We start from the raw sequence: 21,883 nt of genomic DNA, 5'->3' as shown, positions 1-21,883 counted from the left end.
CATTAGAAAAAATGGGAGCGCATGACCATTTCGGCTACAACATTTCCCAAATCCACTCCAAACGCCAGCCGCGTGTCTTAGAAATTTGTCTTTCGAAAATAACAAGTGAGACAAATGACAAAGACGATTTTTATTACCGGTGCTTCAACAGGTATCGGACGGGCTACGGCCAAATTGTTTGCCGCCAAAGGCTGGAAGGTGATCGCCACCATGCGCAAGCCTGAAAATGAAAAAGAACTCCACGCGCTGGACAACGTAACCGTGCTGCCCCTCGACGTGACCAACCCGGCGCAAATCCGCGAAACCACGCAGCAGGCACTGGCTTTGGGCGATATTGATGTGGTATTTAACAATGCGGGATATGGATTGTTTGGTGCATTGGAAGCGATGACGGACGAGCAGCTGGTGCAGCAAATGGATACCAATTTCTTTGGTGTCGTGCGCGTGACGCAGGCTTTTATTCCGTATTTCCGCGAGCGGAAAGCAGGACTTTTCATCACCACCGGTTCATCGGCGGGGCTGATGGCGTTCCCCGTAAGCTCGATGTACGATGCCAGCAAATTTGCGCTCGAAGGCTGGGCGGAAAGCTTGTCTTATGAGCTCAATGAGTTTGGAATTGGAATTAAAACCATTGAACCAGGATTGGTGGCGACTGAAATCGGTGCTAAATCGGTGTTTGCCGCGCACCCGGCTTATGAAGCCATCATAGGCAAATTTACAACGATGCTGGCGACGGGTAATGCCCCGACGACTTCCGAACAAATTGCCGAAGTGGTGTACGGCGCGACAACTGATGGAACCGACACATTAAGATACGTTTGCGGCGACGACGCCAAAGAATGGTACGCGAAGCGCCTGGCTGAGGGCGACGAAGCTTTCCGCGACGCGATCAAACAAATGTTAGCAGCTATTTAAAATCAAAAGGGGCTGCCGGCGCAGGCGGAACGATTTGCGCCGGCAGCCCATTATGTGATTATGAAAAGGGAACATCTCAAACCGCGCGTGTACCATTCGATTTCCGAAATGCAGCGCGCATTCGGCCTGCCGCAACCTTTGCACCCGCTGATCAGCTTCCTCGACTACAATAAAGTGCAGATCACGGCTGAAATGCTGGCAGAAACCTTTGCCATGGATTTTTACAACATTACCTATAATGAAGCGGCGGGCTGCCGGATGCGGTATGGGCAAACGACGTACGATTTTCAGGTGGGCGGCATGTTTTTCTCCTCGCCGGGACAGCCGCTGACAGGCATTCAGATGGCCGAGCAGAGTCTGGGATTTACCTTGCTGGTCCATCCTGATTTCCTCAGAAACTATCCACTGGACGCCAAAATGCGGCATTATGGCTTTTTCTCCTATTCGGTGAACGAGTCGTTGCATCTGTCGGACAAAGAAAGGGTGATCATCGAAGGCATTGGCGCGAATATCGGCGACGAGCTCGAAACGGCCATTGACGACCTGAGCCAGGATGTGCTGATTTCGCAGTTGGAACTGCTGCTGAATTACAGTCAGCGCTTTTACAAACGCCAGTTTATTACCCGCAAAACGATCAACAATGCATTGCTGGAAAAGCTGGATCAACTGCTGAATAATTATTTCGACGACAAAACCGCGCTGCTGAAAGGGCTGCCGAGCGTCCAGTATCTTTCCAACGAACTGAATGTTTCGCCCCGCTACCTGGGCGACATGCTTCGGGCATTGACCGGCCAGAATACCCAGCAGCACATTCACAATAAGCTGATCGAAAAAGCGAAGGAAGTGTTGACCTTCAGTGACATGACAGTAGGGGAGATCGCCTACCAGCTCGGTTTTGAGCATCCGCAGTCTTTTAGTAAGTTATTCAAATCAAAGACAAACTTTTCTCCCCTGGAATTTAGAGAGCTCTTTAACTAAGTAATGGTTTTTAAAACGAAATGGCTTCCTGCGCTAGCGGATCGTCACGTTTTCCATTTCGTCAAATGCTGTCATAAGTATATTCTTCCACAGGCTTCTTCTAAAATTGAATTGCGAAAATTATCGTGTGTTAACCAATCGATTGAAGCCAACCATTAAACAAGTTGTGTCATGGGTGAAAGAAGAAATTTCAATACAGAGAAGTCGCCGCGAATGAATACGGCGTTCCCGCAAGCGGTACTTACCGATGACTTGATTTTTCTGTCTGGTATGCCAGGCCTAGACCTTGTATCGGGTCAGGTAGTGAGCAGTTCATTTGAAGACCAAACAAGACAGGCATTCTCAAATATCAAAATTGTGCTGGAAGAAGCCGGGAGCAGCATGGACCGGGTTGTGAAAACGACCATATTTATGGTCGCCGGTAATGACTTCGGAATTGTTAATAAAGTATACATGGAATTCTTCCCAACAGATGCGCCTGCACGCAGTACGCCACAGGTAATGCCATTCCCCGGTGGAATCTTGATTTCCGTTGAATGCATTGCATTGCGTTAACCGGCCCCATCTGACGCCAGCTGGGTGACAGGTGAGCGGATTAGCATTTCTTTTAAAAGTTTGCAAAAAAATGCAACGTTGCATTCAGGTTTTTTTGTCCGTACTTGAAACAACAAAGCCAAACTTTCTAAACGAATTGTCCTATGAAGAGACTGTTATTCTCGACGCTGATTTTAGCCTCCGTCTTTTTTGCCATTTCCTGTGCCCATAAAACGGTTGATAAACAGGATGTTGCCGTCGAGGAGTTTGATAAAAACAAGTTTTACGGACAGCTTAATAATGTGCCGTTTTACATATCGCAGGCTTACCGGGTTGTTGGCAAAGACACCGTCAATGTACTGGCGGATTCAATTATGAGATTTTACCGTGATGCTGTCTACGTAACATTCCGGGATGACAACGGCTCGGATGGGATAGGTTATGTGCAGTTCTATGTCGGAAAAGAGTGGGATAGTCCAACCATTCCAGTCACGCCTCCCGCCCGCGCTTTCTACCTAAATATGAAATTTTCGAGATCGACCAGCATGACATTTCAATGGGACGATACCAGGAAAACGGTTGTCGTCAATTCTTCCGGCGTTGATGAAGCATTTCGCCTCGTTCCTCCCGGCAAAACGGCCTATCTCGACACCAGTCGTTATCACTACAAATACGACTTCGAAGCCGCCAAAACCGGCGCAGACCAAAGTATGACCTGGATTTTCGAAGACTACACCATTGTAATGAAACCCATGTACGTTGTCTACAGATATCCCGACGGCGCATCCTGGGATAGGGGTATTGTGGTTTATTAACCATGTTTCTTTTGCAGCAAATACGGTTCAGTACCTGTAAATTCACGGTTCGATAATGAATATTCCATGCAGGTACCAGTAAAAAACAAGCTCTCCGAAAAGGAGCTTTTCCGGATACGGCCGATGAAGGAGGTGATCAAAACTACCCAGCCGCACGGTCACAAAGAATACCTTGAAATCATTTACCTGCACGAAGGCGCCGGGACGCATCAGATAGATCACCACCGCTTTGATGTTCAGCCATTTAGTCTGTACCTGATCATGCCCGGCAACATTCATCACTGGGAGCTGACGGCTATTCCGAAAGGGTTTGTGATGATGGTCCAGAAGGACTTCCTGCTCGACCATCCGCTCTATCACCAGCTTTTTCAGACATTCCCTTTGCCCTTTCCCAACCAGTTCCGGCTGGACCATGTGCGGGAGAGGATTACGGATATTTTCAAGCACATTGAAAGTGAATATGAAAAGCAGCAGGCTCACCATCAGACGGTTATCCAGACTTACCTGCTGCTGCTTTTCAGCCTGCTGAAACGTGAAACCGGAAATCAGGATTTCCAGACTAGTCCGCCCATTTTAACCAACTTTTTCCAACTGCTCGACCAGCATTTCAAAACCAACCGGGAGGTAGCCTGGTACGCCGCAACCTTGGGTGTTACGCCAAAAACGTTGAATACGGCATGCAAAAAGTATGTCGGTAAAACGGCCGGAACCGTGATTGAGGAAAAGCTAATTGCGCAGGCCAAGCTCGAATTACTGTATTCTTTTGACAGCCTTTCGGAAATCGCCGACAGGCTGGGTTTTGCGGACGGGTCGCATTTTAATAAGTTTTTCAAGAAGCAAACCGGCGTGCTGCCGGGTGAATATCGGAAAGGAATTTCCTGAATGTACCAGTAATCGGACCAAATATACAAAGTCTATAAAAATAGTAGGTTATAACTTTGCGGCTGTTGAATCAGCGTGCAATGTTCCTGAAAAGATACTTCCTACTGCTTGTCTGCGGCCTTTTTCTGGCTTTTACTGCTTTTGCCCAAAATGCACATTTCCTGCACGGTAAGCTCATCGACGCGGCTTCCGGGGCAGGGCTGGCTTATGGCTCGGTTGCTTTGTGTAATGTGCAGGACTCGTCGGTTGTCGATGGCGTGCTTACCAGGGACGATGGCACTTTTCAGTTTGAAAAATCTGTAAATGGTCCGTTTTACCTGCTGGCCCGGTACGTAGGTTACCAAAAAAAGTCGGTCAGCCTGAGCCAGGCCCAGATTGCCGGAGATAGCCTTGTGAACATTTCACTGAATGCAGCTGCCGGGAGGTTGAACGAAGTGGTGGTGCGGGACGAAAAAACGATTTTAGAAAATAAGGCCGACAGGCAGGTATACCGCGCCGATCAATTTCTGAATGCGCGCGGCGGCACGGCACTGGATGTTGTTAAAAACACGCCCTCGGTGACCGTAAATGCAGAAGGCGACATTACGATGCGCGGCTCCAACGGGCTGATGGTACTCCTGAACGGGAAACCTGTGCAGACAAGCGCTTCCGAATTGTTGCAGCAAATACCGGCCAACAGCATTGAAAACATCGAAATTATCACGTCCCCCTCAGCACGTTTTGATCCGGATGGCAAGGGTGGGATCATCAACATTACCACCCGGAAGGCGGTGCAGGGAAGTGCATTTACGGCCAGTATTCAGGGTGGGCTTCCATCGGTCCGGGATTACGGAAACCTGCATCAGCCGCTCCGTTTTGGTGGCGACCTCACTTACAATGTGCAGCGTGGAAAGTGGAATTTGAGTCTGGGCGGCTCGTATCTGCGCAATGACATTGCCGGAAGAAGGGTAGGTAATGCCAGCACGACCATCGGAAATGTGTTCACAGCTTTTCCATCCGACGGCGAGAGAAGTTACATCCGCTACAACTACACCGGCCGGGCAGCGCTGACATTCGAGCCGGATGCGCAGAATGCATTTTCAATTGGTTTTTATAAAGGTTTTCGCAGCCAGTCGCGGAGGGCGGATATTGTTTATCAAAATACTAAAGTCAATACAGAAACCGGGCAGAATGTGGGTAGGGTTACCTATTTCAATTCTAACATTGCCCGTAAGAGCAGTGATATACAGCTGGCGAACTTCGATTATACACACACTTTTGACAACAAATCCGCGCTGACATTTTCCTTTCTTTACGAAAAGGCAGATCTGGACGGACTTACCACCAATCTGAACCTCGCCGAGCCAGGGCGGCAAACACTTTTGCAAAGCACGAGAAATCCATCCGCCAACCCGCTCACCGCATTTCGTGGGCGTGCCGATTACAGCGTGACGATCGGTCCGGGAAAATTAGAAGCCGGGTATCAGTACCGCGATCAGCTTCAAAAAGGTGATTTTGAATATCTAAACCTGAATTTCGAAACCAACATTTTCGAGCGCGTTCCCGAATTCAGCAGCACGACGCGGGTGACCAACCGCATACATTCCGTCTACACCCAGTACGCAGGAAAATCAGGGAAGCTCGAATACGCAGGCGGCTTGCGGTATGAATATGCCCGGCGCGTATTTGTAGCCGCTGCTGCCGACACCAGGGAGCTGAATTTGTCGAACCTTTTTCCTTCACTCAGCCTGAACTATAAGCTGACCGATGTGTGGCGGGTAAAAGCGGGGTACAACAAACGCGTGCAACGCTCGACAAACAGTGAACTGAACCCCTTCCCAGAGCGAGAGCATTCGGAAACACTCGAATCCGGCGACCCGGATATATTGCCTGAATTTGTGGATTTGTCGGAAGTTGGGGTTGTCAGAGAGTTCAAATCCGGCAGTGTATTTGCCACTTTCTACAATCAGCGGATCAAGCACGTGGTGAACCGGGTGAACAGTGTATATAATGATACGATCATCAACCGCATTTACACCAATGCGGGTCTGGCAGTTTCGTGGGGCCTGGAAGTTGGCGGTAATGTAAACCTTACCCGCCGGTGGCAGCTATACGCGGGTGGCAATGTGTATCATTACAGCATCAAGGGCGCGCTTTTCAAAGGGAATGTGCCGGTCAATTCATCGTCAGTGGTTTACAATGTGAATGCCAATTCCACTTTCCGGTTTTCACCTACGCTGCAAATTCAGGGCTCTGTGAATTATTTGTCCAAACGTGTCACTGCCCAGGGCGAAGATTCCCGTTTCCTGATCCCGGCACTCACGGCGAGGAAGACATTCTGGGCAGGAAAGCTCGCGTTGTCACTGCAATGGCAAAACATCAACGCCGGCCTGCTTGGCAGTAACAAACAGCGCATCACCACATTCGGGAAAGACTTTTTTACAACAACCAATTACATCCAGGAAACAGACATTTTCCTGCTGAACCTGACATTAAATCTCAATCAGCTCAATAAAAAATCAAAACTCCCGACCAGTGAATTTGGTGAGCGGGAGTTTTGATTGAAGAAATTTTAATTGAAGAAAAAAATCTTAGTATTCCAGTACCATTCCCAGGTTATTGATCACCACAGGGCCACCGCCGTTTCCCTGCGCGGTGATAGCCACCCCGCCGCCGTCCAACTGCACCCAGCAGCCCTTTTCATTTTTCTTGACCGAATAACCTCCGGGAACCGGCGTTTGGCCAATCACGTACATGGCACCGTCTTTTCCGGCCGCAATGTCCCGGCCGGCGCCTCCGGTATCCACCATAAATGATCCGTTCGATTTCAGGATTTTGTTGGTATTGTCAATCGCCCAGGCAACACCGGTTGAAGATACCGCAATGCGTACCGCGCCCAATCCCGGCATTTGTTTCCACTGGTTGTCTTTCCACATTTTGATCGCGAAACCGCCAGGGGCAGGTGTTGTGCTGATGATAAAAGCGGCACCGTTAGCTCCTACGGCAATGTCGAGCGCGCTGCCTGACAAATGCTGCCACTGGGAATTGCTGTTCAACTTATAAATCTGCCCCTGACTATTCACGATCCAGGGCAGGCCGTCAGGCCCTGCGGCTATCCTTACCGCGCCGCCCGGCACCACCTGCACTTTGTTCCCTGCGTAGTCATACCGGAAAATCGAATATCCGCCGTTGACAGGCAATTTACTAACCATCCATAACGACTTACCTGGCCCGGTAGAAGCTGCCACGTCCGAAGCGAAAGCCGGCAAATACTTCCAGGCATGTTTGGGGTACATAGTCTCCACGGCAGTGACATCGTATTTGCTGAAACCGGTCCAGTCTTGTACCATAGAATTCATGACCGAAGCCTTATCCATTACAGGCGTGTCGCAAACCTGAAAATCAAAGAGGCCTGCCGCTGGTTTATCCGTGTGGGTAAGTCCGATCGCGTGGCCCAGTTCGTGGACGATGGCATATCGTTTTTTGGAAAAGGACATTTTGCTATCGGAGTTATAGTAAATGTTGACTTCCATACCACCGCCGATCGTTCCGTCCGCATTCGGTAAACTCTGACGTGCTACCCAGTTCGGGGAGCCGTCGGGATTGGGTAACTGATATTGCGCCGTGATGCGGATGTCGGCCTCTTCAAGCTTGGTTGTCTGCACGAAATACACTTTTGTATTCGACATCGTGCTCCATGCTTTCAATGCCTGGTATACGGGTTCGTACCAGTCGGGATAAATGCTCGATGCAATGTGCACCTTGATATTTTTTACAACATCGTCTTTCAGCAACCACATTAACTGCCGCTGGTTCACCCGTGAAGTTTTATCAGCATTGAGGTAGCCCAGTGCGCTGCTTCGGGTGATCCTGATGTCGCCATCAATGATAAATGTTTTGTCGCTCTGATCATAAACGACTTTGTCAGGCGATGCACCGGTGAGTCCTGCCAAAAAGCTGCGTAAAGTTTGCAGCTCTGTATCATTCGCGACCTGCTGGGCAGGGGCGGGCGCAGGGTATACAAAAGGTAGCCTGCCGGAGATTTTGAGGTGTACAAAAGGTAAACAAAGGATTCTGCCTGGTTTTCAATCCAATATCGGGTTACCAACAAAATTCCTCCAAACGTAAAAGGGTAGCATTTGGAAGATGATGTATTTTTAAAGCGATAATCATTCGCGACAGCGCATCTTGGACTCATGAGCAGGAAGAAATCAATAAAACAGGTAGTTGAACCAAACGGGCAGGATCCGCTTCTGGTGGTGGGGATTGGCGCTTCAGCGGGCGGGGTAGAGGCGCTCATGTCGTTTTTTGAGCAGGTACCTGAGGATTCCAACTTTGCTTATGTAGTCATTTTACATCTGTCCCCGGAATTTGACAGCCGGCTTACAGAGATCCTGCAAAATGTAACATTGATTCCCGTGCAGCGGGTCACCGAGCCGGTTAAAGTGACCGGAAACCAGGTATATGTCATTTCTCCGAGCACCCATCTGATCATGGAAGACGGGCTCCTGGCCGTCCATCCCAACCTCACGATCGAGGAACGGAGGGCGCCGGTCGATATTTTCTTCCGTACCCTGGCCGAATCTTACGGTCCCCTGGCAGTAGGCGTCGTGCTTTCGGGTACGGGTGCCAACGGTTCCATGGGACTCAAACGCGTCAAGGAGCGCGGCGGGGCTGTTTTTGTTCAAAATCCGCATCAGGCTGCGTTTTCGGAGATGCCGCGCCAGGCTATTTCCACTGAGCTGGTGGACGAAGTGCTGAATGTTGCCGATATCCCTTCCAAACTGATTGCTTACCATGCCAATTTCGGCGCAGTAAGTATTCCGGCGGAAGCCAACCAGCGGCCACAGCAGCAGCAGCAGGCACTCCGCGAAATTTTTATGCAGCTCCGGCTTCGTACCGGTCATGATTTTTCCAATTATAAGCGGCCCACTTTACTGAGAAGGATCGAGCGGCGCATTCACGTCCATGGATTGCCAAGCCTGCCCGCATACGCGACTTTTTTAACCGAAAACCACCAGGAAGCAGAGGCGCTTTTGAAGGATTTGCTGATCTCGGTGACCAATTTCTTCCGTGATCAGGCGGTTTTTGAGATAATCAGGCAGCAGGTTTTGCCCAAAATTCTTTCCGAAAAAAGATCGGAAGACGAAGTCAGGATTTGGGTGGCTGGCTGCGCGACGGGCGAGGAGGCATATTCGCTGGCGATGCTTTGCGCTGAACATACCCTGGGCGTAATCGACTCGCCCCGGATCCAGATTTTCGCAACCGATATTGATGAAGATGCCATCAACTTCGCGCGTGATGGTGTTTATACATTGAATGATGCCGCGGATGTGCCGCCGGAAAGGCTGCGCCGGTTTTTTACACTGGAAGACGAACGATATATCATCAGCCGTGAAATTCGCGAAATGGTCCTTTTTGCCCACCATAATGTGCTCAAAGACCCGCCCTTTTCCAGGCTCGACCTGGTCAGCTGCCGGAATCTGATGATTTACTTCAATCAGACGGCCCAGGAACGCGTACTGGAAACTTTCCATTTCGCCATTAATCCGGGCGGTTACCTTATGCTCGGCATGTCCGAGACGGCAGACAGCTCCAAAGATCTGTACGCGCCGGTCAGTCGGGAAAACCATTTGTACCAGACCCGCCTGGTGGCCGGCAGGCGCTACCCCGTCCCCGAAACGGTGCCGATGGCGACAGGGCGGAGGTCCACCGTGTCGACGCGGCCGGAAGTGGAGGTACAAGCCGAGGCAAGAATGAACTACGGCGACCTGCACCAGCGTTTGCTGGAACAATATGCGCCGCCGTCGATCATTGTCAATGAAGATTATGAGATACTGCATTTTACCGATCGGGCAGGAAGATACCTGCATTTTCCAGGTGGTGAACTTTCGCGCAACCTGCTCAAACTCATCCGTCCCGAGCTCCGGCTCGAACTCAGGACAGCATTTTATCAGGCCGCTGAGCGGCAAATGAATGTAGAAGTGTCAAATCTGGCAGTGCAATTTGAGGATCGGACGGAAGCGGTAAACCTGCACGTGCGGCCGGTTTTGGGCGAAAGTGACCCTGCACGGGGTTATTTTCTGGTATTGTTTCAGGTCAACGGTGAGATACCCGAGGATGCTAAAAACGTGCTGAACTCGGTGGAGCCGCTTGCCCAGAAGCTGGAAGCCGAGCTGATCCGTGTTAAAAGCCAGCTGCGGGCAACCAATGAGCGCCACGACCGCCAGGCAGAAGTGTTGAAGGCCTCGAACGAAGAATTGCAGGCGATGAATGAAGAGCTTCGTTCCGCAGCCGAAGAGCTGGAAACCAGCAAGGAAGAATTGCAGTCCATCAATGAAGAGCTGACCACGGTTAATCAGGAGCTTAAAGTAAAAGTGGAAGAGGTTTCGCTATCAAGCGACAACCTTCGGAACCTGATCAATTCCACACATATCGCCACCTTATTCCTGGATCGCGGGTTACGGGTGAAGCTTTTTACGCCTGTTACCAGGGATATTTTCAATTTGATTTCTTCGGATTACGGGCGGCCTTTGACAGACATTACCCACCGGCTTGCCTATACCGAACTTTCCAATGATGCAGAGGCGGTACTGACCCGGCTGCAGCCCATTGAGCGGGAAGTAGGTACTAATGACGGCCGGACTTTTCTCCTCCGCCTGCTGCCTTACCGCACCGCCGACGACCGGATAAATGGTGTGGTGATTACGCTGGTAGATATTACGCTTCGAAAGGAAGCAGAGGAGGGCCTTCGCATGAGTGAAGAGCAGCTCAGGTTGTTTGTCACCGCTACTTCGGATTCTTTGTTTAAAATGAGCCCCGATTGGACCACCATGTACCAATCGCCGGAGACCAGACTGTTTCCCGTCGGTGGGCAAACCGTGAACAACTGGCTGGAACAGGCGCTTCTTCCTGACGACCGCGAGCACATTCAGCCGCTGATCGACTCGGCAATCAAGTCCAAAATACCGGTAGAATTTGAACATAAAACGATACGCGCAGACGGAAGCATTGGCTGGACGTTCTTGCGGGCAATCCCATTATTGAACGAGGCAGGAAACATTACGGAATGGTTTGGCGCCGCCAGTGATGTGAGTGACCGTAAGAATGCCGAAGAGACACTGCGTATGTCGGACCGGCGCAAAGATGAATTCATGGCTTTGCTGGCGCATGAGCTGCGCAATCCCATGGCGACCTTGTTTAACGCACTGGAATTGCTGCAGGCCACCGGCGGAACTGACCCTAAGTTGCCCCTCGAAACCATTATGTCCATGATGAACCGCGAAACCAAATATTTAAAGCGACTCGTGGATGACCTCATGGATATCAGCCGGATCAATCTCGGCAAAATGTCTCTGTACTTTGACATTGTGGATTTGAATAATGTGATGAAGCAGGTAGAAGAGGCCGTCCGGCCGCTGGTGGAAGCAGCCAACATACATTATGTGATGACTTTGCCGGACCAACTACTTTTTGTGAAAGGCGACAGCGTGCGGCTGACGCAGGTGGCACGCAATTTGATAAGCAATGCGATCAAATTCTCAAACGACAACGGGACGGTCAAAGTGATGCTCACCCAGGAGGGGCGCGAAGCCTGCATACAGGTAGAGGACAATGGAATTGGCCTTGCGTACGAAGAGCAGTCGCGGATATTTACCCAGTTTGCACAGGTCGACGAAAGTCATGGCCGCGTGCACGGAGGTCTTGGGTTGGGGCTGGCCCTCGTGCGGGAAATTATTTCGCTTCACGGCGGCAAGGTCACAGTTACCAGTGAGGGTTTAGGTCATGGTAGTACGTTCAGCGTATACCTGCCCCTTATACCGAAAAATTAAACTTATCAGATATGGATCAGACAGGAAGCAGCAGGAAGGATAAAGTAGTTCTGATCGTAGACGATAATGAAGACGCAGTGACCATCTTGGGCAGACTGCTGGAAATCAAGGGCTTTTCTGCAAATGCCTGCCACTCTGGCCAGGCGGCGTTTGAGTTGGCAGATCGCCTGCACCCGGCTGCGGCTGTGCTGGACCTGGCAATGCCCGGAATGGACGGCTACACACTTTGCGGCAAGCTGCGGGAGCAGGAGTGGGGACAATCCATGTTGATCATCGCACTTTCGGGTTATAGCGGGGCCATCGAAGTGGAAAAAAGCAAGCGCGCGGGGTTCGATGAGCATTTGACAAAACCTCTGGATTTAGGCACTTTGATTGCCATGCTGGACAAGAAAATAATCACTTAGTTGTGTCGGAATGTCAGATAATGTTCGTTTATACTTGCGATAGAGTCGTGAGTATTTTTTACCTTGTTCAACATTCTTCCATATAAAATGGGGTTAGCGAAAAGGATATATGTCATCGATGATGACGAGGACGACAGAATGCTGCTTAGTCAGGCTATCGGAGAGGTTATTCAGGGAATTGATATTCGTGAGTTTGAATACGCCTACAATTTTTATCTTGAGATGCCGGATATTTTTTCAGATAATGGCAGTTCCATGATTTTGCTGGATATGAATATGCCAAAGATGAGCGGTTTGGAGTTGCTTCGCGAGATCCGCCGCAGTCCCGAGGCGAGGAACATTCCGGTTATCCTGATATCGACTTCCATCAACCAGAGAATGGTAAGTGAATGCCAGGACCTTGGAATTGAAGCTTATCTTAAAAAACCAGACACGACGGCTGGCTTTACCTTGGTTGCCGATACGATCCAGAACTGCTTCGAAAAACACTTTCAATAAGATCGGCGGACCTCAGAAAAAAGGCTTTGGCTGAACAACCGGCAGGACAATTTTAATTGTTGTACCCACTCCCTCGGCAGAGCGCGCTGAAATCTTCCCATAATGCCGGACCACAATCTGTTCACAAAGTGCAAGTCCCAGGCCCACGCCCTCTTCGTCGTTTTTCATTTTGTTAAATAAACCAGAAACATAGGAAGCAAATCGCTGGTCGAACCCGATGCCATTATCAGTAAATTCTATCTGAACATGGTCGGAATAGAGATATTTGTCGACGGTGCTCTGGAATACATTTTCCTGTACAGTGATCGACCTGACATTCATAATCAAAGGGATTCCCTGTTTTCTGAAACGTACCGCATTGGCAATCAATTCATAAAAAAGTGTTTTGAAAACCGCCGCCCGACCTTGAAAGGCGATGGATCCGCCAACATGCAACTGAACGTCCTGCGTACCGGTAGCCGTCATGAAATCGTTCGCTGCCGCCGTCACCAGCTGGTCGCTCCACAGCTCTGTAACTGGCTCCTTCTCATCCTCGATCGCTACGAAACGTTGTACCGAATCGGCCACCAGCCGGAGCCGGGATACCGATTTGCCGATTTTGGCTAGCAATTCGGCATTTTCGGCGCTGGTGGGTACCAGCTTCTTCGAAAGCGCTCGCTCAAAATAAAAGCTGATTTTCCGCACCGGTTCCTGTAAATCGTGCATCAGCACTTTACCGAGTTGCACATATTCCTGTTTTGTGCGGGCAACCTCCACCAACTTTTGGTCGAGCTTATGCTGCTCTTGCTGCAACCGGTCGGATAAGTCTTTAAGCGACTGATTATCTTCCAGCGCCTGCTGGTAACCCTGCCGTGCCTCAATCAGTTGCTGCTCATATTTCTGGCGTTCCCATACGGTCGAGATCACGCAGGTATAAGCCTGTTCAGTCCCGGCAAGCGTGCGCTTACCGTTGAGCATTACCGGAACGTGCGTGCCATTTTTGGCTTTTAAAGTCAGAAAAATTTCGGTTACCTCACTTTTTAATGTTAAAAGCGGGAAGAGGTGGGTCTGATAAAATATCCGGCTGGAAACGGTCAACAGCTTTTCGACTTTTTGGCCTAACAACTCATCACTTGCGTAGCCAACAATGTGAAGAAGCGTTTGATTGATGTAGTTGATCTCACCGCGGTCATTAAAAATGATATATCCGCAGGGCAAATTATCGAGTAGTTGTTCGGCCTGTTCCAAATGGCGGTCAATCTTGGGCAAGAAACTGTCGGATATACGCTACCGTTTCCTGCGGAGCGCTCAGGTGCGGGCAGTGACCTGTGGCCTGCATTACCACCAACGAACTGTTGGTGAGGTTACTATGCAAATATTCACCCACCGGCAGCGGCGCGATCATATCATCTGAACATTGCAAAATCAAACAGGGATGATTCACATAAGCCAGATCCTGCCGGTTATCGGACAAAAAAGTAGCTTCTGCAAATTGTCTGGCAATGACGGGATCAGTCGAGCAGAAGCTTTCGGTCAGTTCGGCGGCCAGCTCCGGCTGATCAGGATTTTGCATGATAGCGGGTGCCAGAAAGTTGGCCCAGCCGATATAATTTTTATCCATTGTGTCCAGAAGCTCTTCAATGTCGGCACGCTCAAATCCACCAACATACTCAGGATTATTGATATACCTTGGCGAAGGACCTACCAGCACAAGCTTGTCGAAATAAGCCGGCTCCTTAATGCTGGCAAGCATACCAACAATGCTGCTGACCGAGTGGCCGACAAATATGGCATCCTTCAAATTCAGCGCTTCGCATATTTCAAGCACATCTTCGGCATAACCGTTCAGGTTGCGGTACCGCTCCGGGTTATAGGCATTCGCATCGGAGTTTCCGCTGCCCACGTAATCAAAGAGTACGATCCGGTATTCGTCCTGAAATGCCGGCCAGATATTCCGCCACATTTGCTGGCCACAGCCAAATCCATGCGCAAATAACATGGTCTTTGAGCCGGTGCCAAATATGTTTACATTATTCCTTTTGAAGATATCAGTCATTTATGTAGAGGAGTGATTGACTTTTTTAGATTTGGCCGTCATTGATTCAGCAAGCCAATCAGATTTCGGGTAACTTTTCCAAGTTACGATCAACACCACGTTAAACCAAATAACGCCTGCCCCAGCCCGGAATAAACCGCTTGTGACGCCGATCAGCGGGCTTTGAGGAACATTATGGGTAATTTGTGCGGTTTAATGGGCAGCGGCAAGGGACGGTAAGTAGGAGAGGAGGTCGGTTTTAAAGTAGTAAACAAAACATTTTAACAACATTTTGTGATCATGAGTACAATTGAAAAAACAGCAGCGCCGGCGGTGCCGATTTCCAAAGCTTTGGTTTCCAATGGTTTCCTATTCATCTCGGGCCAGATCGGTTCTGCGGGCGGGCAGCTGGTGACCAGCTCTTTCGAAGATGAAGTGAAGCAGGTTTTTGCAAACATTAAAACGATACTGGACGAGCATCAACTGACTTTTGGCCACATTGTGAGCGTAAATGTATATCTGACCGACATGCGGTATTTTGATCAGCTGAATGAAGTTTATCAAACCTATTTCACCGACCGTTTCCCCACCCGCACTTGTCTGGCAGTAGCAGGTTTGCCCAAACAGGCGCGCGTCGAATTGACCACCATCGCCGAATTGAAGCACATTTAAGTTTTGTGCAGTTATTTTTCAAAATCATTTACAATCAAATTGCATGAACTTAAAAATCATCACATCTACTACCCGGCCCGGAAGTAAAGGTATTGCTATCGCAGAATGGATTTATTCGCTTGCCGCTGCGCAGGAGGATTTGCATGTTGAACTGCTCGACCTGGCGAAAATCAATTTGCCTTTACTGGATGAGCCCAATCATCCGAGACTGGGCCAGTACGAGCACCAGCATACCAAAGATTGGAGTGCAAAAATTAAAGAAGCCGACGCATTTATCATTGTTTTGGGCGAGTATAATTATGCAATCCCTGCCCCCATTAAAAATGCGATTGATTATTTATTTCATGAATGGGCTTATAAGCCGGTCGGCATTGCCAGTTATGGCGGGGTTTCGGGCGGATTGCGTTCAACCCAAATGCTGAAACAAGTATTGACCACATTAAATATGATGCCGCTCAATCAGGGAATTGTGCTGCCATTTTTTACAAAACATATTGATGCTGAGGGTGTCTTCACAGGCGACGAATCTCACACAAATGCCGCCCTGGCGATGTTTGCAGAACTGAAAAAATGGGGCGTTGCTTTACATTCCATTCGGAATTAGGTAAGGGAAGTATATTATATAAAAGGCTTTTGCGCCTGTTTCGCCAACCCGGATAAATATCCACGCAGCGAAGCAGGCGCATTTTTTATTTTACCAGATTTTTCATCCCATCAAAAAGATCTGTGTGCCGACCCAAACGAAAGTGTCCTCAGATATTCCCACGGGCCGCCGTGGTAGCGCCAGAGTTGGATGCCGGTGAGCTGGAAGCTGAAAGGTTCGAAGGATGGGGATAGTTCAGCTTGTAACTTTTTGGCTTCCTGGCTTTCTACTTTATTCTGGATTGTGATGTGGAAATTTCTTTTCTGCCTGTCCTGCGGGGTTAAATGGTCAAACCAGCGGTTTCGAAGCGTCTGGTGGAGTGCAGGAAGTTCTGGGGAAATGATTTTAAATGCGGTACCATTCCCCAGGGACACAATGTGTTGCGCTGTGACTTCAAAAGACATTTGATCTTTCACGATTTCCGCAAGCTCCTCAAAAATCCAGGGCTCGTCGGGCAAGGCGTGAAATAGCGTAAGATGCGCATTCAGATAATTGCGCCCGGGCGGAAAATGTCGCCGGCGCAGCTCATTGAAATATGTCTGCGCAGCATCTGACATTTCCAGGGTAGCGACGATCGGTTTCATAGACAAATAAAATAGCTTAATCCTTAAATACTTTGGAAGCCCGATATTTTACTGAGTATAAGATACTTTATACCAGCTTTGTAGTCTAACTTCTCCAATACTTCAATTTTTTCTTCCCCCAAAAATCAATCAACGTTTTCATGAAAAAAATCTCTACCCTGCTCCTTCTGGCGCTGGTTCTGTCTATGTTCAACAAGGCACATTCCCAGGCCCAGGAAAAATGGAAGATCAACAAGTCGGCCTACAAACAAAAATTTGACCAGAACATTGGCATCAGCAAAGGTCAATTGCAACAAATCATGGATGCCGCCAAGAAGCAGGGCCATGCGAAACCCGCTGCCCGCCCTGACAAACCATTCGATTTCAAGTCATTAACAAAAAATTACCACAACACTACATCTAAAACCTGGACAAACCCTCGGCTGTTTGTCCATAAAAAAAGCACGGCAACTTCCAGGCCGAAACCTTCCGCAGCCAGGAAAAGCGGAACTTCCGATGTACCTGCAATCCTGTATGTCAGGAAGGACGCTGTCGGCGCGGGGGATGGTTCGAACTGGGATAATGCTTTTAACGAACTCGCCGACGCGCTGAAATATGCCAGCGGCGTAACCGGCGTCGAGGAAATCTGGGTAGCCTTTGGTGAATACTATCCGCTTTATGATCACGAATACAAGAGTGACGGCGATGGTTTTGATCCGCGCAACAAAACATTTATGCTGCTGCGCGATGTGAAGATCTACGGCGGCTTTTACGGCACCGAAAACTCGCTGAACGAACGTCAGCTGATGATCAAAAGCGGTTCTGGGTTCGTTGATAACGGTTACGATGTGGCTACCATTCTCCATGGCGACATGGAAGTTGAAGAGGAAGGAGCAACCGTTATCGTAGGTGTTCATCACGTGGTAACCTCAGTGGGCAACGTAGGGTCCGCACTTTTGGATGGCGTTGTCATTGCCTATGGAAATGCTGACAATGAGGAGCCGATTACGATACAAGGTCAGGAAGTTTCCAGAATGGCGGGCGGCGGAATTGTGCTCTATGGTTCGTCTCCAATCCTTCAAAACCTGCTTTTGTCCGATAACAAGGCCAACATAGGTGGTGCAATTGCAGCATTCAATTCGGATTTTGTGATGACCAATGCCACCATCGATGGCAACTTTTCGGAACAAACAGGTTCGGTATATATCAGTAATTCGTCTCCGGTGATCACCAATGCGACCATCACCAACAACTTGTCAAAACAGCCAGGCGCCGGGATTTTCTTTGACGGGGCAGCAACATCCGCCCGTATCAGGAATACCATAATATGGGGAAATCGCCAGAATATTTCTACGAACAATGTATACCGCGACCCAGCCGCATCCGTCACGTTTCTGAATTCATTGGTAGAAGGCAGCGGCGGCAGTTCTGTATGGGATACCAGTTTTGGGCAGGATGCCGGCGGGAACATTGATACCGACCCACGGTTCAGAAATATAAATTATCTGGATTACACATTACGTCCGGGAAGCCCGGCCATCAATGCAGGTACCAACGCCATCTACGATGCAGGCCAGACGCCCGATTTGTCAGGGATAGCCCTCGACTCCCGGGGTGTGGACCGCATTTCCGCAGGGACGGTTGATATGGGTGCGTTAGAAAGTCTGTATGGTATTGTCACCACCACACTTACGCCCAATAGTGATGGTGTATTATTTGTTAAAAAAGGTAACACAGGAAACGGCAGCAGCTGGGCCGATGCCGCTGGTGAAGTAGCCGATGCACTTGTCGCCGCGCAACTGGAAACCGTAAAAGAGATCTGGGTTGCCGGCGGGACCTATTTTCCGCTCTACCGGCCGGATAACCTGTCTGGTGATGATCCGAAAAGCCCGCTCAACTCCTTTTCCCTGGTAGAAGGTACCACCCTTTACGGTGGTTTTGCGGGCACAGAAGGTACTCTTGCAGAGCGTGATAGAAGCAGGTTGGAAAATGCCAGTATCCTGAGCGGAGACTTCAACCAGGACGACGATTTCGATATCAATGATTTTATCAATGAAGGGCCTGATTTGGAAACCGAAAATGCGTTTGTAGTGGTGTCGGCGGTATCCATAGGTTTCACGGGCGCCGCAGTGGATGGATTTACGATTGAAGGCGGAAATGACTTTGACCGGGAAGTTAATGAGATTTTAAGGATCAATGAGGTGCAGGTGCCGGGCGGCTTTGGGTCCGGGGTCCTGACTTTTAATGCGAATGTCTCGTTCGTAAACACGGTAATTAGGAATAATGTTGGCCTGGTGGGTGGCGGCCTTGCTTCGCTGGCAGGGGCCGTATCGCTGGTCAATTCAGCGGTGTATCACAATGCCACGATCCTTGGAGGCAGCGGGGTTTTTACTCTCGAGACACAAACCACGACATTATTTAATACAACCGTATCTCAAAATGTGTCTGTTCAGCTTGGCGCCGGTATCTTTCTTTCCGGATCTGGTTTAACAGGGTTTAATGTCATTAGTTATGATAACATTTTGCTGGATAATGATCTGGACGAGGAGGGAAATCCATACAAGGCAGATTTTTACGCGGAGGGGTCGGGTGGCATTTTGGGAACCAGCATTGTTGGTGGAAGTGGCGGTAGCAGTAACTGGCAGTTGTCGGCATACGGTATCCAGGATGCTGGCGGAAACCTGGACGAAGATCCGTCATTTACCGATCCTGAAAACGATGATTTTTCGCTTACCCCATGCAGCAGGGCCATTGATGCAGGATACATTCCGTTTCCACCGGAATTTTTTCCCCAGCAGGATGTTGCAGGCAATCCCCGGTTCTTTAATGAAACACTGGATATAGGCGCTTACGAGTCGCAGCAATTACAATCGTCCGGCGGGTCGCGTCTGGCAGCAAGTGGCAAAAAGAGCGCTTTTGAATTTATGGATAATTCGGCGCATACATTTACTGCCGAAGTTGGCGTGTGCAGTGCGGACCTGCTCACCATGGCACCGGGAAAACTTACCGGCGAAGTGATCGCAAAAGTCTGGACAGATCAGGTTGTTAATTCCTTCAATGGCGCCTATTATGTTCAGCGGCATTATGATATTATACCGGTAAACGAAGTCAAAGATGCGGGCGCACAGATCACGCTCTATTTTACCCAGGCCGAATTTGATGCGTTCAATGCACGGGTTACCTCGACAGACTATCTGCCAACCGGAAATGCCAGCGGAGAAGCTGCCCGTAAAGCCAATTTCCGGATCTACCAGTTTCACGGTGACAGTTTCGACGGAAGCGGCGAACCTGACTCTTATGGAGACGACCGCGGGCTTATCAATCCGGACGATGATAATATTGTGTGGAATGCGGCGCTCAGCCGCTGGGAAGTTACCTTTCCTGTCATGCGTTTCAGCGGATTTTTTGCAGGGACAGCGGGCCAGAATCCTTTGCCGGTACGTCTGATCAGCTTTGAAGGCAAACATCAGGATGACGGAAAAGTGGGACTTAACTGGAAAGTGACCGAGCAGGAAAAAATCGCTGTGTACCAGGTTGAGTACAGCGAAAATGGTAAATCGTTCAACAAAATCGGTGCGGTGGCTGCCAATACATTGAGCACGACCGCCTATAACTTTACCGACTCGCTTGCACATGAAGGGGATGTGGCTTATTACCGTCTGAAAATCTTTGAAGCCGATGGCAGCAGCGCATTCAGCAAGATCATTTCCATCAAGTTGCCTGAAACGAACCGGGTGATCGCCTATCCAATCCCGGCGAAAAACGAGCTTTGGATTGACTGGAAAAAAAGCAGCGCAACTTTCGTAGAGTTTGTTGATGTAAATGGAAAAAAATGGAAGACGGTCCAAAAAACAGCCGCTTCACAAAAAGTAAATATTTCGGAGCTGCCAGCGGGATTAATCCTCCTGAAAGCAAAAGGAAGCAATGCGATTAAGGTTGTGAAAGAGTAGTGGATGTTCGGAGCTTAACTCCTATTAAGCTTTCTCCAACACCTTTCCCCGGCTTTTTCTGATGAAATCCGAAGGGGTAGTGCCTTCCAGTTTTTTAAATGCCTGGTTGAATGTGGCTTTCGAATTGAAGCCACATTCCAGGGCAATTCCCAGCAGCGATAAATGCTCGTTGGACGGGTTTAGGGATTGAATTTTAAATTCTGCAATCCGGTATTTGTTGACAAACTCAAAAAAATTGACACCAAAACTTGTATTTATCACCTGCGATAGCTGGTGCCGGGAAACATGCAGTCGAGCTGCTAATTCAATGATTGTCAGATCATTTTCCAGATAGGGCTTTTCTGAATGCATCAGCGCGGAGAGGCGCGCGGCAATGTTTTCGGTGAGTTCGTCGGTAAGGCTGCTCTTTGCATATTTGGCAGTAGGTTCCACCGGGTCGGCTCGCGGCCCGGTGGGATTTTCGGTTATTGGGGTTAAAGTGGCTTTTACATTCAGCAGCTTGAAGGCGATCCAGTATACCAGCAGGACAACCAGTAAAAAATGCGCCGGATAAATGCCGCTGACGTACCGGATGCCATATTTGCGCGCGTAGAATGTTGCTACCGATAAAGCCATGATCGCAAACACCAGCCACAAAAATTCTTTCAGCCAATGCACATTGATCAGTTCACTGCTCGAAAAGTACTGAGATCTTTTTCCAAGGTTTTGATAAAATAGTACCAATGCGCAGGCAGTGAACCCGAGATGTAAATAGTTCGTCAAGGTATTCATCCATCCAAAATCCGCCAGGGTAACAAGCTGGGTATTTGCCAAAATGGTAATTTTCGCGGCAGCAGAGAGGGAAAAGTAAGGTATCAAAAGGACAAAATAGGCGGCAAAAGGCAGCAGTAAAAGCAGCTGGCCGGGCCGCATTTTAAATAGCGGATCAGAGATGCTTTGCGTCAGCAGTAAAATCAGCGGGCCGTATAAAAGCGGCAGCAGCCAGGATAACCTGCTCAAATGCGGGTACACCAGGAAAAGGTTGCGGACGTCGAGGCAGATTAGGGAAAGGTGACACATGACAACAAAAATCAATGTGGCCAAAATGCGGTTGGGTACCTGATTGGATGATTTTCGCAGTAGCAAAAAGGCCAAGAAGCCGCCCTGGATAATGCCGGAAATGAGGAGTGCTGTGATCAAAACTTGCCGGGAAATTTGCTGTACA

Annotated in this window: 17 protein-coding genes; 12 read left to right on the top strand and 5 right to left on the bottom strand. The window is 49.2% G+C overall.

Translation table 11 applies throughout. The annotated features are described in order from the left end of the window. The first annotated feature begins 114 nt into the window (after positions 1-114). From FEN17_RS07915 to FEN17_RS07890, 6 genes are all read left to right on the top strand, one after another. Positions 115-915, top strand: a complete 801-nt coding sequence (locus FEN17_RS07915) for an SDR family oxidoreductase (RefSeq protein WP_138364728.1) — start codon at positions 115-117, stop codon at positions 913-915. Positions 916-975: 60 nt separating this feature from the next. Then, on the top strand, positions 976-1,893 hold the full coding sequence (locus FEN17_RS07910) for a helix-turn-helix domain-containing protein (RefSeq protein ID WP_138364727.1): 918 nt from the start codon (positions 976-978) through the stop codon (positions 1,891-1,893). A 171-nt stretch (positions 1,894-2,064) separates the two neighbouring features. Continuing rightward, on the top strand, positions 2,065-2,448 hold the full coding sequence (locus FEN17_RS07905) for a RidA family protein (RefSeq protein ID WP_138364726.1): 384 nt from the start codon (positions 2,065-2,067) through the stop codon (positions 2,446-2,448). Positions 2,449-2,591: 143 nt separating this feature from the next. Then, entirely contained in the window at positions 2,592-3,242 is a 651-nt protein-coding gene (locus FEN17_RS07900) for a hypothetical protein (RefSeq protein WP_138364725.1), read from the top strand. A 66-nt stretch (positions 3,243-3,308) separates the two neighbouring features. After that, on the top strand, positions 3,309-4,124 hold the full coding sequence (locus FEN17_RS07895; RefSeq protein WP_138364724.1) for a helix-turn-helix domain-containing protein: 816 nt from the start codon (positions 3,309-3,311) through the stop codon (positions 4,122-4,124). Between the two features lie 80 nt (positions 4,125-4,204). Further along, positions 4,205-6,664 carry a TonB-dependent receptor gene (locus FEN17_RS07890; RefSeq protein WP_138364723.1) on the top strand — a complete coding sequence of 820 codons (2,460 nt, stop codon included), beginning with the start codon at positions 4,205-4,207 and terminating at the stop codon, positions 6,662-6,664. Positions 6,665-6,694: 30 nt separating this feature from the next. Here the strand turns inward: FEN17_RS07890 and FEN17_RS07885 are convergent, their stop codons facing one another. After that, positions 6,695-8,056 (bottom strand): matrixin family metalloprotease, encoded by a 1,362-nt coding sequence (locus FEN17_RS07885; RefSeq protein WP_138364722.1) that lies wholly within the window; start codon positions 8,054-8,056, stop codon positions 6,695-6,697. A 243-nt stretch (positions 8,057-8,299) separates the two neighbouring features. Here FEN17_RS07885 and FEN17_RS07880 point away from each other — a divergent pair, with 243 nt between their 5' ends. The 3 genes from FEN17_RS07880 to FEN17_RS07870 all read left to right on the top strand — a co-directional run bounded on the left by FEN17_RS07880 (position 8,300) and on the right by FEN17_RS07870 (position 12,837). After that, positions 8,300-11,935: a CheR family methyltransferase gene (locus FEN17_RS07880; RefSeq protein ID WP_138364721.1), complete on the top strand. Its 3,636-nt coding sequence runs from the start codon at positions 8,300-8,302 to the stop codon at positions 11,933-11,935. Positions 11,936-11,946: 11 nt separating this feature from the next. After that, positions 11,947-12,339, top strand: coding sequence for a response regulator (locus FEN17_RS07875; protein WP_138364720.1), 393 nt, complete (start codon positions 11,947-11,949; stop codon positions 12,337-12,339). 87 nt (positions 12,340-12,426) lie between these two features. After that, a complete protein-coding gene (locus FEN17_RS07870; protein ID WP_138364719.1) occupies positions 12,427-12,837 on the top strand; it encodes a response regulator in 411 nt (136 codons plus the stop codon). Positions 12,838-12,849: 12 nt separating this feature from the next. On the opposite strand, the gene FEN17_RS07865 is transcribed toward FEN17_RS07870, so the two are convergent. Both FEN17_RS07865 and FEN17_RS07860 read right to left on the bottom strand, forming a co-directional pair. Beyond that, positions 12,850-14,085 (bottom strand): PAS domain-containing sensor histidine kinase, encoded by a 1,236-nt coding sequence (locus FEN17_RS07865; protein WP_138364718.1) that lies wholly within the window; start codon positions 14,083-14,085, stop codon positions 12,850-12,852. Next, positions 14,072-14,872 carry an alpha/beta fold hydrolase gene (locus tag FEN17_RS07860; RefSeq protein ID WP_138364717.1) on the bottom strand — a complete coding sequence of 267 codons (801 nt, stop codon included), beginning with the start codon at positions 14,870-14,872 and terminating at the stop codon, positions 14,072-14,074. Before FEN17_RS07860 ends, FEN17_RS07865 begins: the two co-directional genes overlap by 14 nt. A gap of 279 nt (positions 14,873-15,151) precedes the next feature. On the opposite strand from FEN17_RS07860, the gene FEN17_RS07855 reads away from it, so the two are divergent. Both FEN17_RS07855 and FEN17_RS07850 read left to right on the top strand, forming a co-directional pair. Next, complete coding sequence (locus tag FEN17_RS07855; protein WP_138364716.1) at positions 15,152-15,523, top strand: Rid family detoxifying hydrolase; 372 nt, start codon at positions 15,152-15,154, stop codon at positions 15,521-15,523. 43 nt (positions 15,524-15,566) lie between these two features. Beyond that, positions 15,567-16,127 (top strand): NADPH-dependent FMN reductase, encoded by a 561-nt coding sequence (locus FEN17_RS07850; RefSeq protein ID WP_138364715.1) that lies wholly within the window; start codon positions 15,567-15,569, stop codon positions 16,125-16,127. A 110-nt stretch (positions 16,128-16,237) separates the two neighbouring features. Here the strand turns inward: FEN17_RS07850 and FEN17_RS07845 are convergent, their stop codons facing one another. Further along, positions 16,238-16,750: a 2'-5' RNA ligase family protein gene (locus tag FEN17_RS07845; RefSeq protein WP_138364714.1), complete on the bottom strand. Its 513-nt coding sequence runs from the start codon at positions 16,748-16,750 to the stop codon at positions 16,238-16,240. A 140-nt stretch (positions 16,751-16,890) separates the two neighbouring features. On the opposite strand from FEN17_RS07845, the gene FEN17_RS07840 reads away from it, so the two are divergent. Further along, a complete protein-coding gene (locus FEN17_RS07840) occupies positions 16,891-20,679 on the top strand; it encodes a choice-of-anchor Q domain-containing protein (protein WP_138364713.1) in 3,789 nt (1,262 codons plus the stop codon). Positions 20,680-20,703: 24 nt separating this feature from the next. Here the strand turns inward: FEN17_RS07840 and FEN17_RS07835 are convergent, their stop codons facing one another. Continuing rightward, the gene (locus FEN17_RS07835; protein ID WP_171037871.1) at positions 20,704-21,858 is read right to left on the bottom strand and encodes a helix-turn-helix domain-containing protein; all 1,155 of its coding nucleotides are present in this window, start codon (positions 21,856-21,858) and stop codon (positions 20,704-20,706) included. Between the last annotated feature and the right edge of the window lie 25 nt (positions 21,859-21,883).

Source organism: Dyadobacter luticola (assembly GCF_005860805.1).
In the GTDB taxonomy this organism is placed as follows: domain Bacteria; phylum Bacteroidota; class Bacteroidia; order Cytophagales; family Spirosomataceae; genus Dyadobacter; species Dyadobacter luticola.
This window is presented reverse-complemented; position numbering and strand designations above follow the sequence as displayed.

Bases quoted from the DNA above. Each gene is read 5' to 3' on its own strand.
- FEN17_RS07900 (WP_138364725.1), top strand. From the start codon at position 2,592: ATGAAGAGACTGTTATTCTCGACGCTGATTTTAGCCTCCGTCTTTTTT.
- FEN17_RS07875 (WP_138364720.1), top strand. From the start codon at position 11,947: ATGGATCAGACAGGAAGCAGCAGGAAGGATAAAGTAGTTCTGATCGTA.
- FEN17_RS07915 (WP_138364728.1), top strand. From the start codon at position 115: ATGACAAAGACGATTTTTATTACCGGTGCTTCAACAGGTATCGGACGG.
- FEN17_RS07870 (WP_138364719.1), top strand. From the start codon at position 12,427: ATGGGGTTAGCGAAAAGGATATATGTCATCGATGATGACGAGGACGAC.
- FEN17_RS07840 (WP_138364713.1), top strand. From the start codon at position 16,891: ATGAAAAAAATCTCTACCCTGCTCCTTCTGGCGCTGGTTCTGTCTATG.
- FEN17_RS07910 (WP_138364727.1), top strand. From the start codon at position 976: ATGAAAAGGGAACATCTCAAACCGCGCGTGTACCATTCGATTTCCGAA.
- FEN17_RS07845 (WP_138364714.1), bottom strand. From the start codon at position 16,750: ATGAAACCGATCGTCGCTACCCTGGAAATGTCAGATGCTGCGCAGACA.
- FEN17_RS07890 (WP_138364723.1), top strand. From the start codon at position 4,205: ATGTTCCTGAAAAGATACTTCCTACTGCTTGTCTGCGGCCTTTTTCTG.
- FEN17_RS07855 (WP_138364716.1), top strand. From the start codon at position 15,152: ATGAGTACAATTGAAAAAACAGCAGCGCCGGCGGTGCCGATTTCCAAA.
- FEN17_RS07850 (WP_138364715.1), top strand. From the start codon at position 15,567: ATGAACTTAAAAATCATCACATCTACTACCCGGCCCGGAAGTAAAGGT.
- FEN17_RS07905 (WP_138364726.1), top strand. From the start codon at position 2,065: ATGGGTGAAAGAAGAAATTTCAATACAGAGAAGTCGCCGCGAATGAAT.
- FEN17_RS07895 (WP_138364724.1), top strand. From the start codon at position 3,309: ATGCAGGTACCAGTAAAAAACAAGCTCTCCGAAAAGGAGCTTTTCCGG.
- FEN17_RS07860 (WP_138364717.1), bottom strand. From the start codon at position 14,872: ATGACTGATATCTTCAAAAGGAATAATGTAAACATATTTGGCACCGGC.
- FEN17_RS07880 (WP_138364721.1), top strand. From the start codon at position 8,300: ATGAGCAGGAAGAAATCAATAAAACAGGTAGTTGAACCAAACGGGCAG.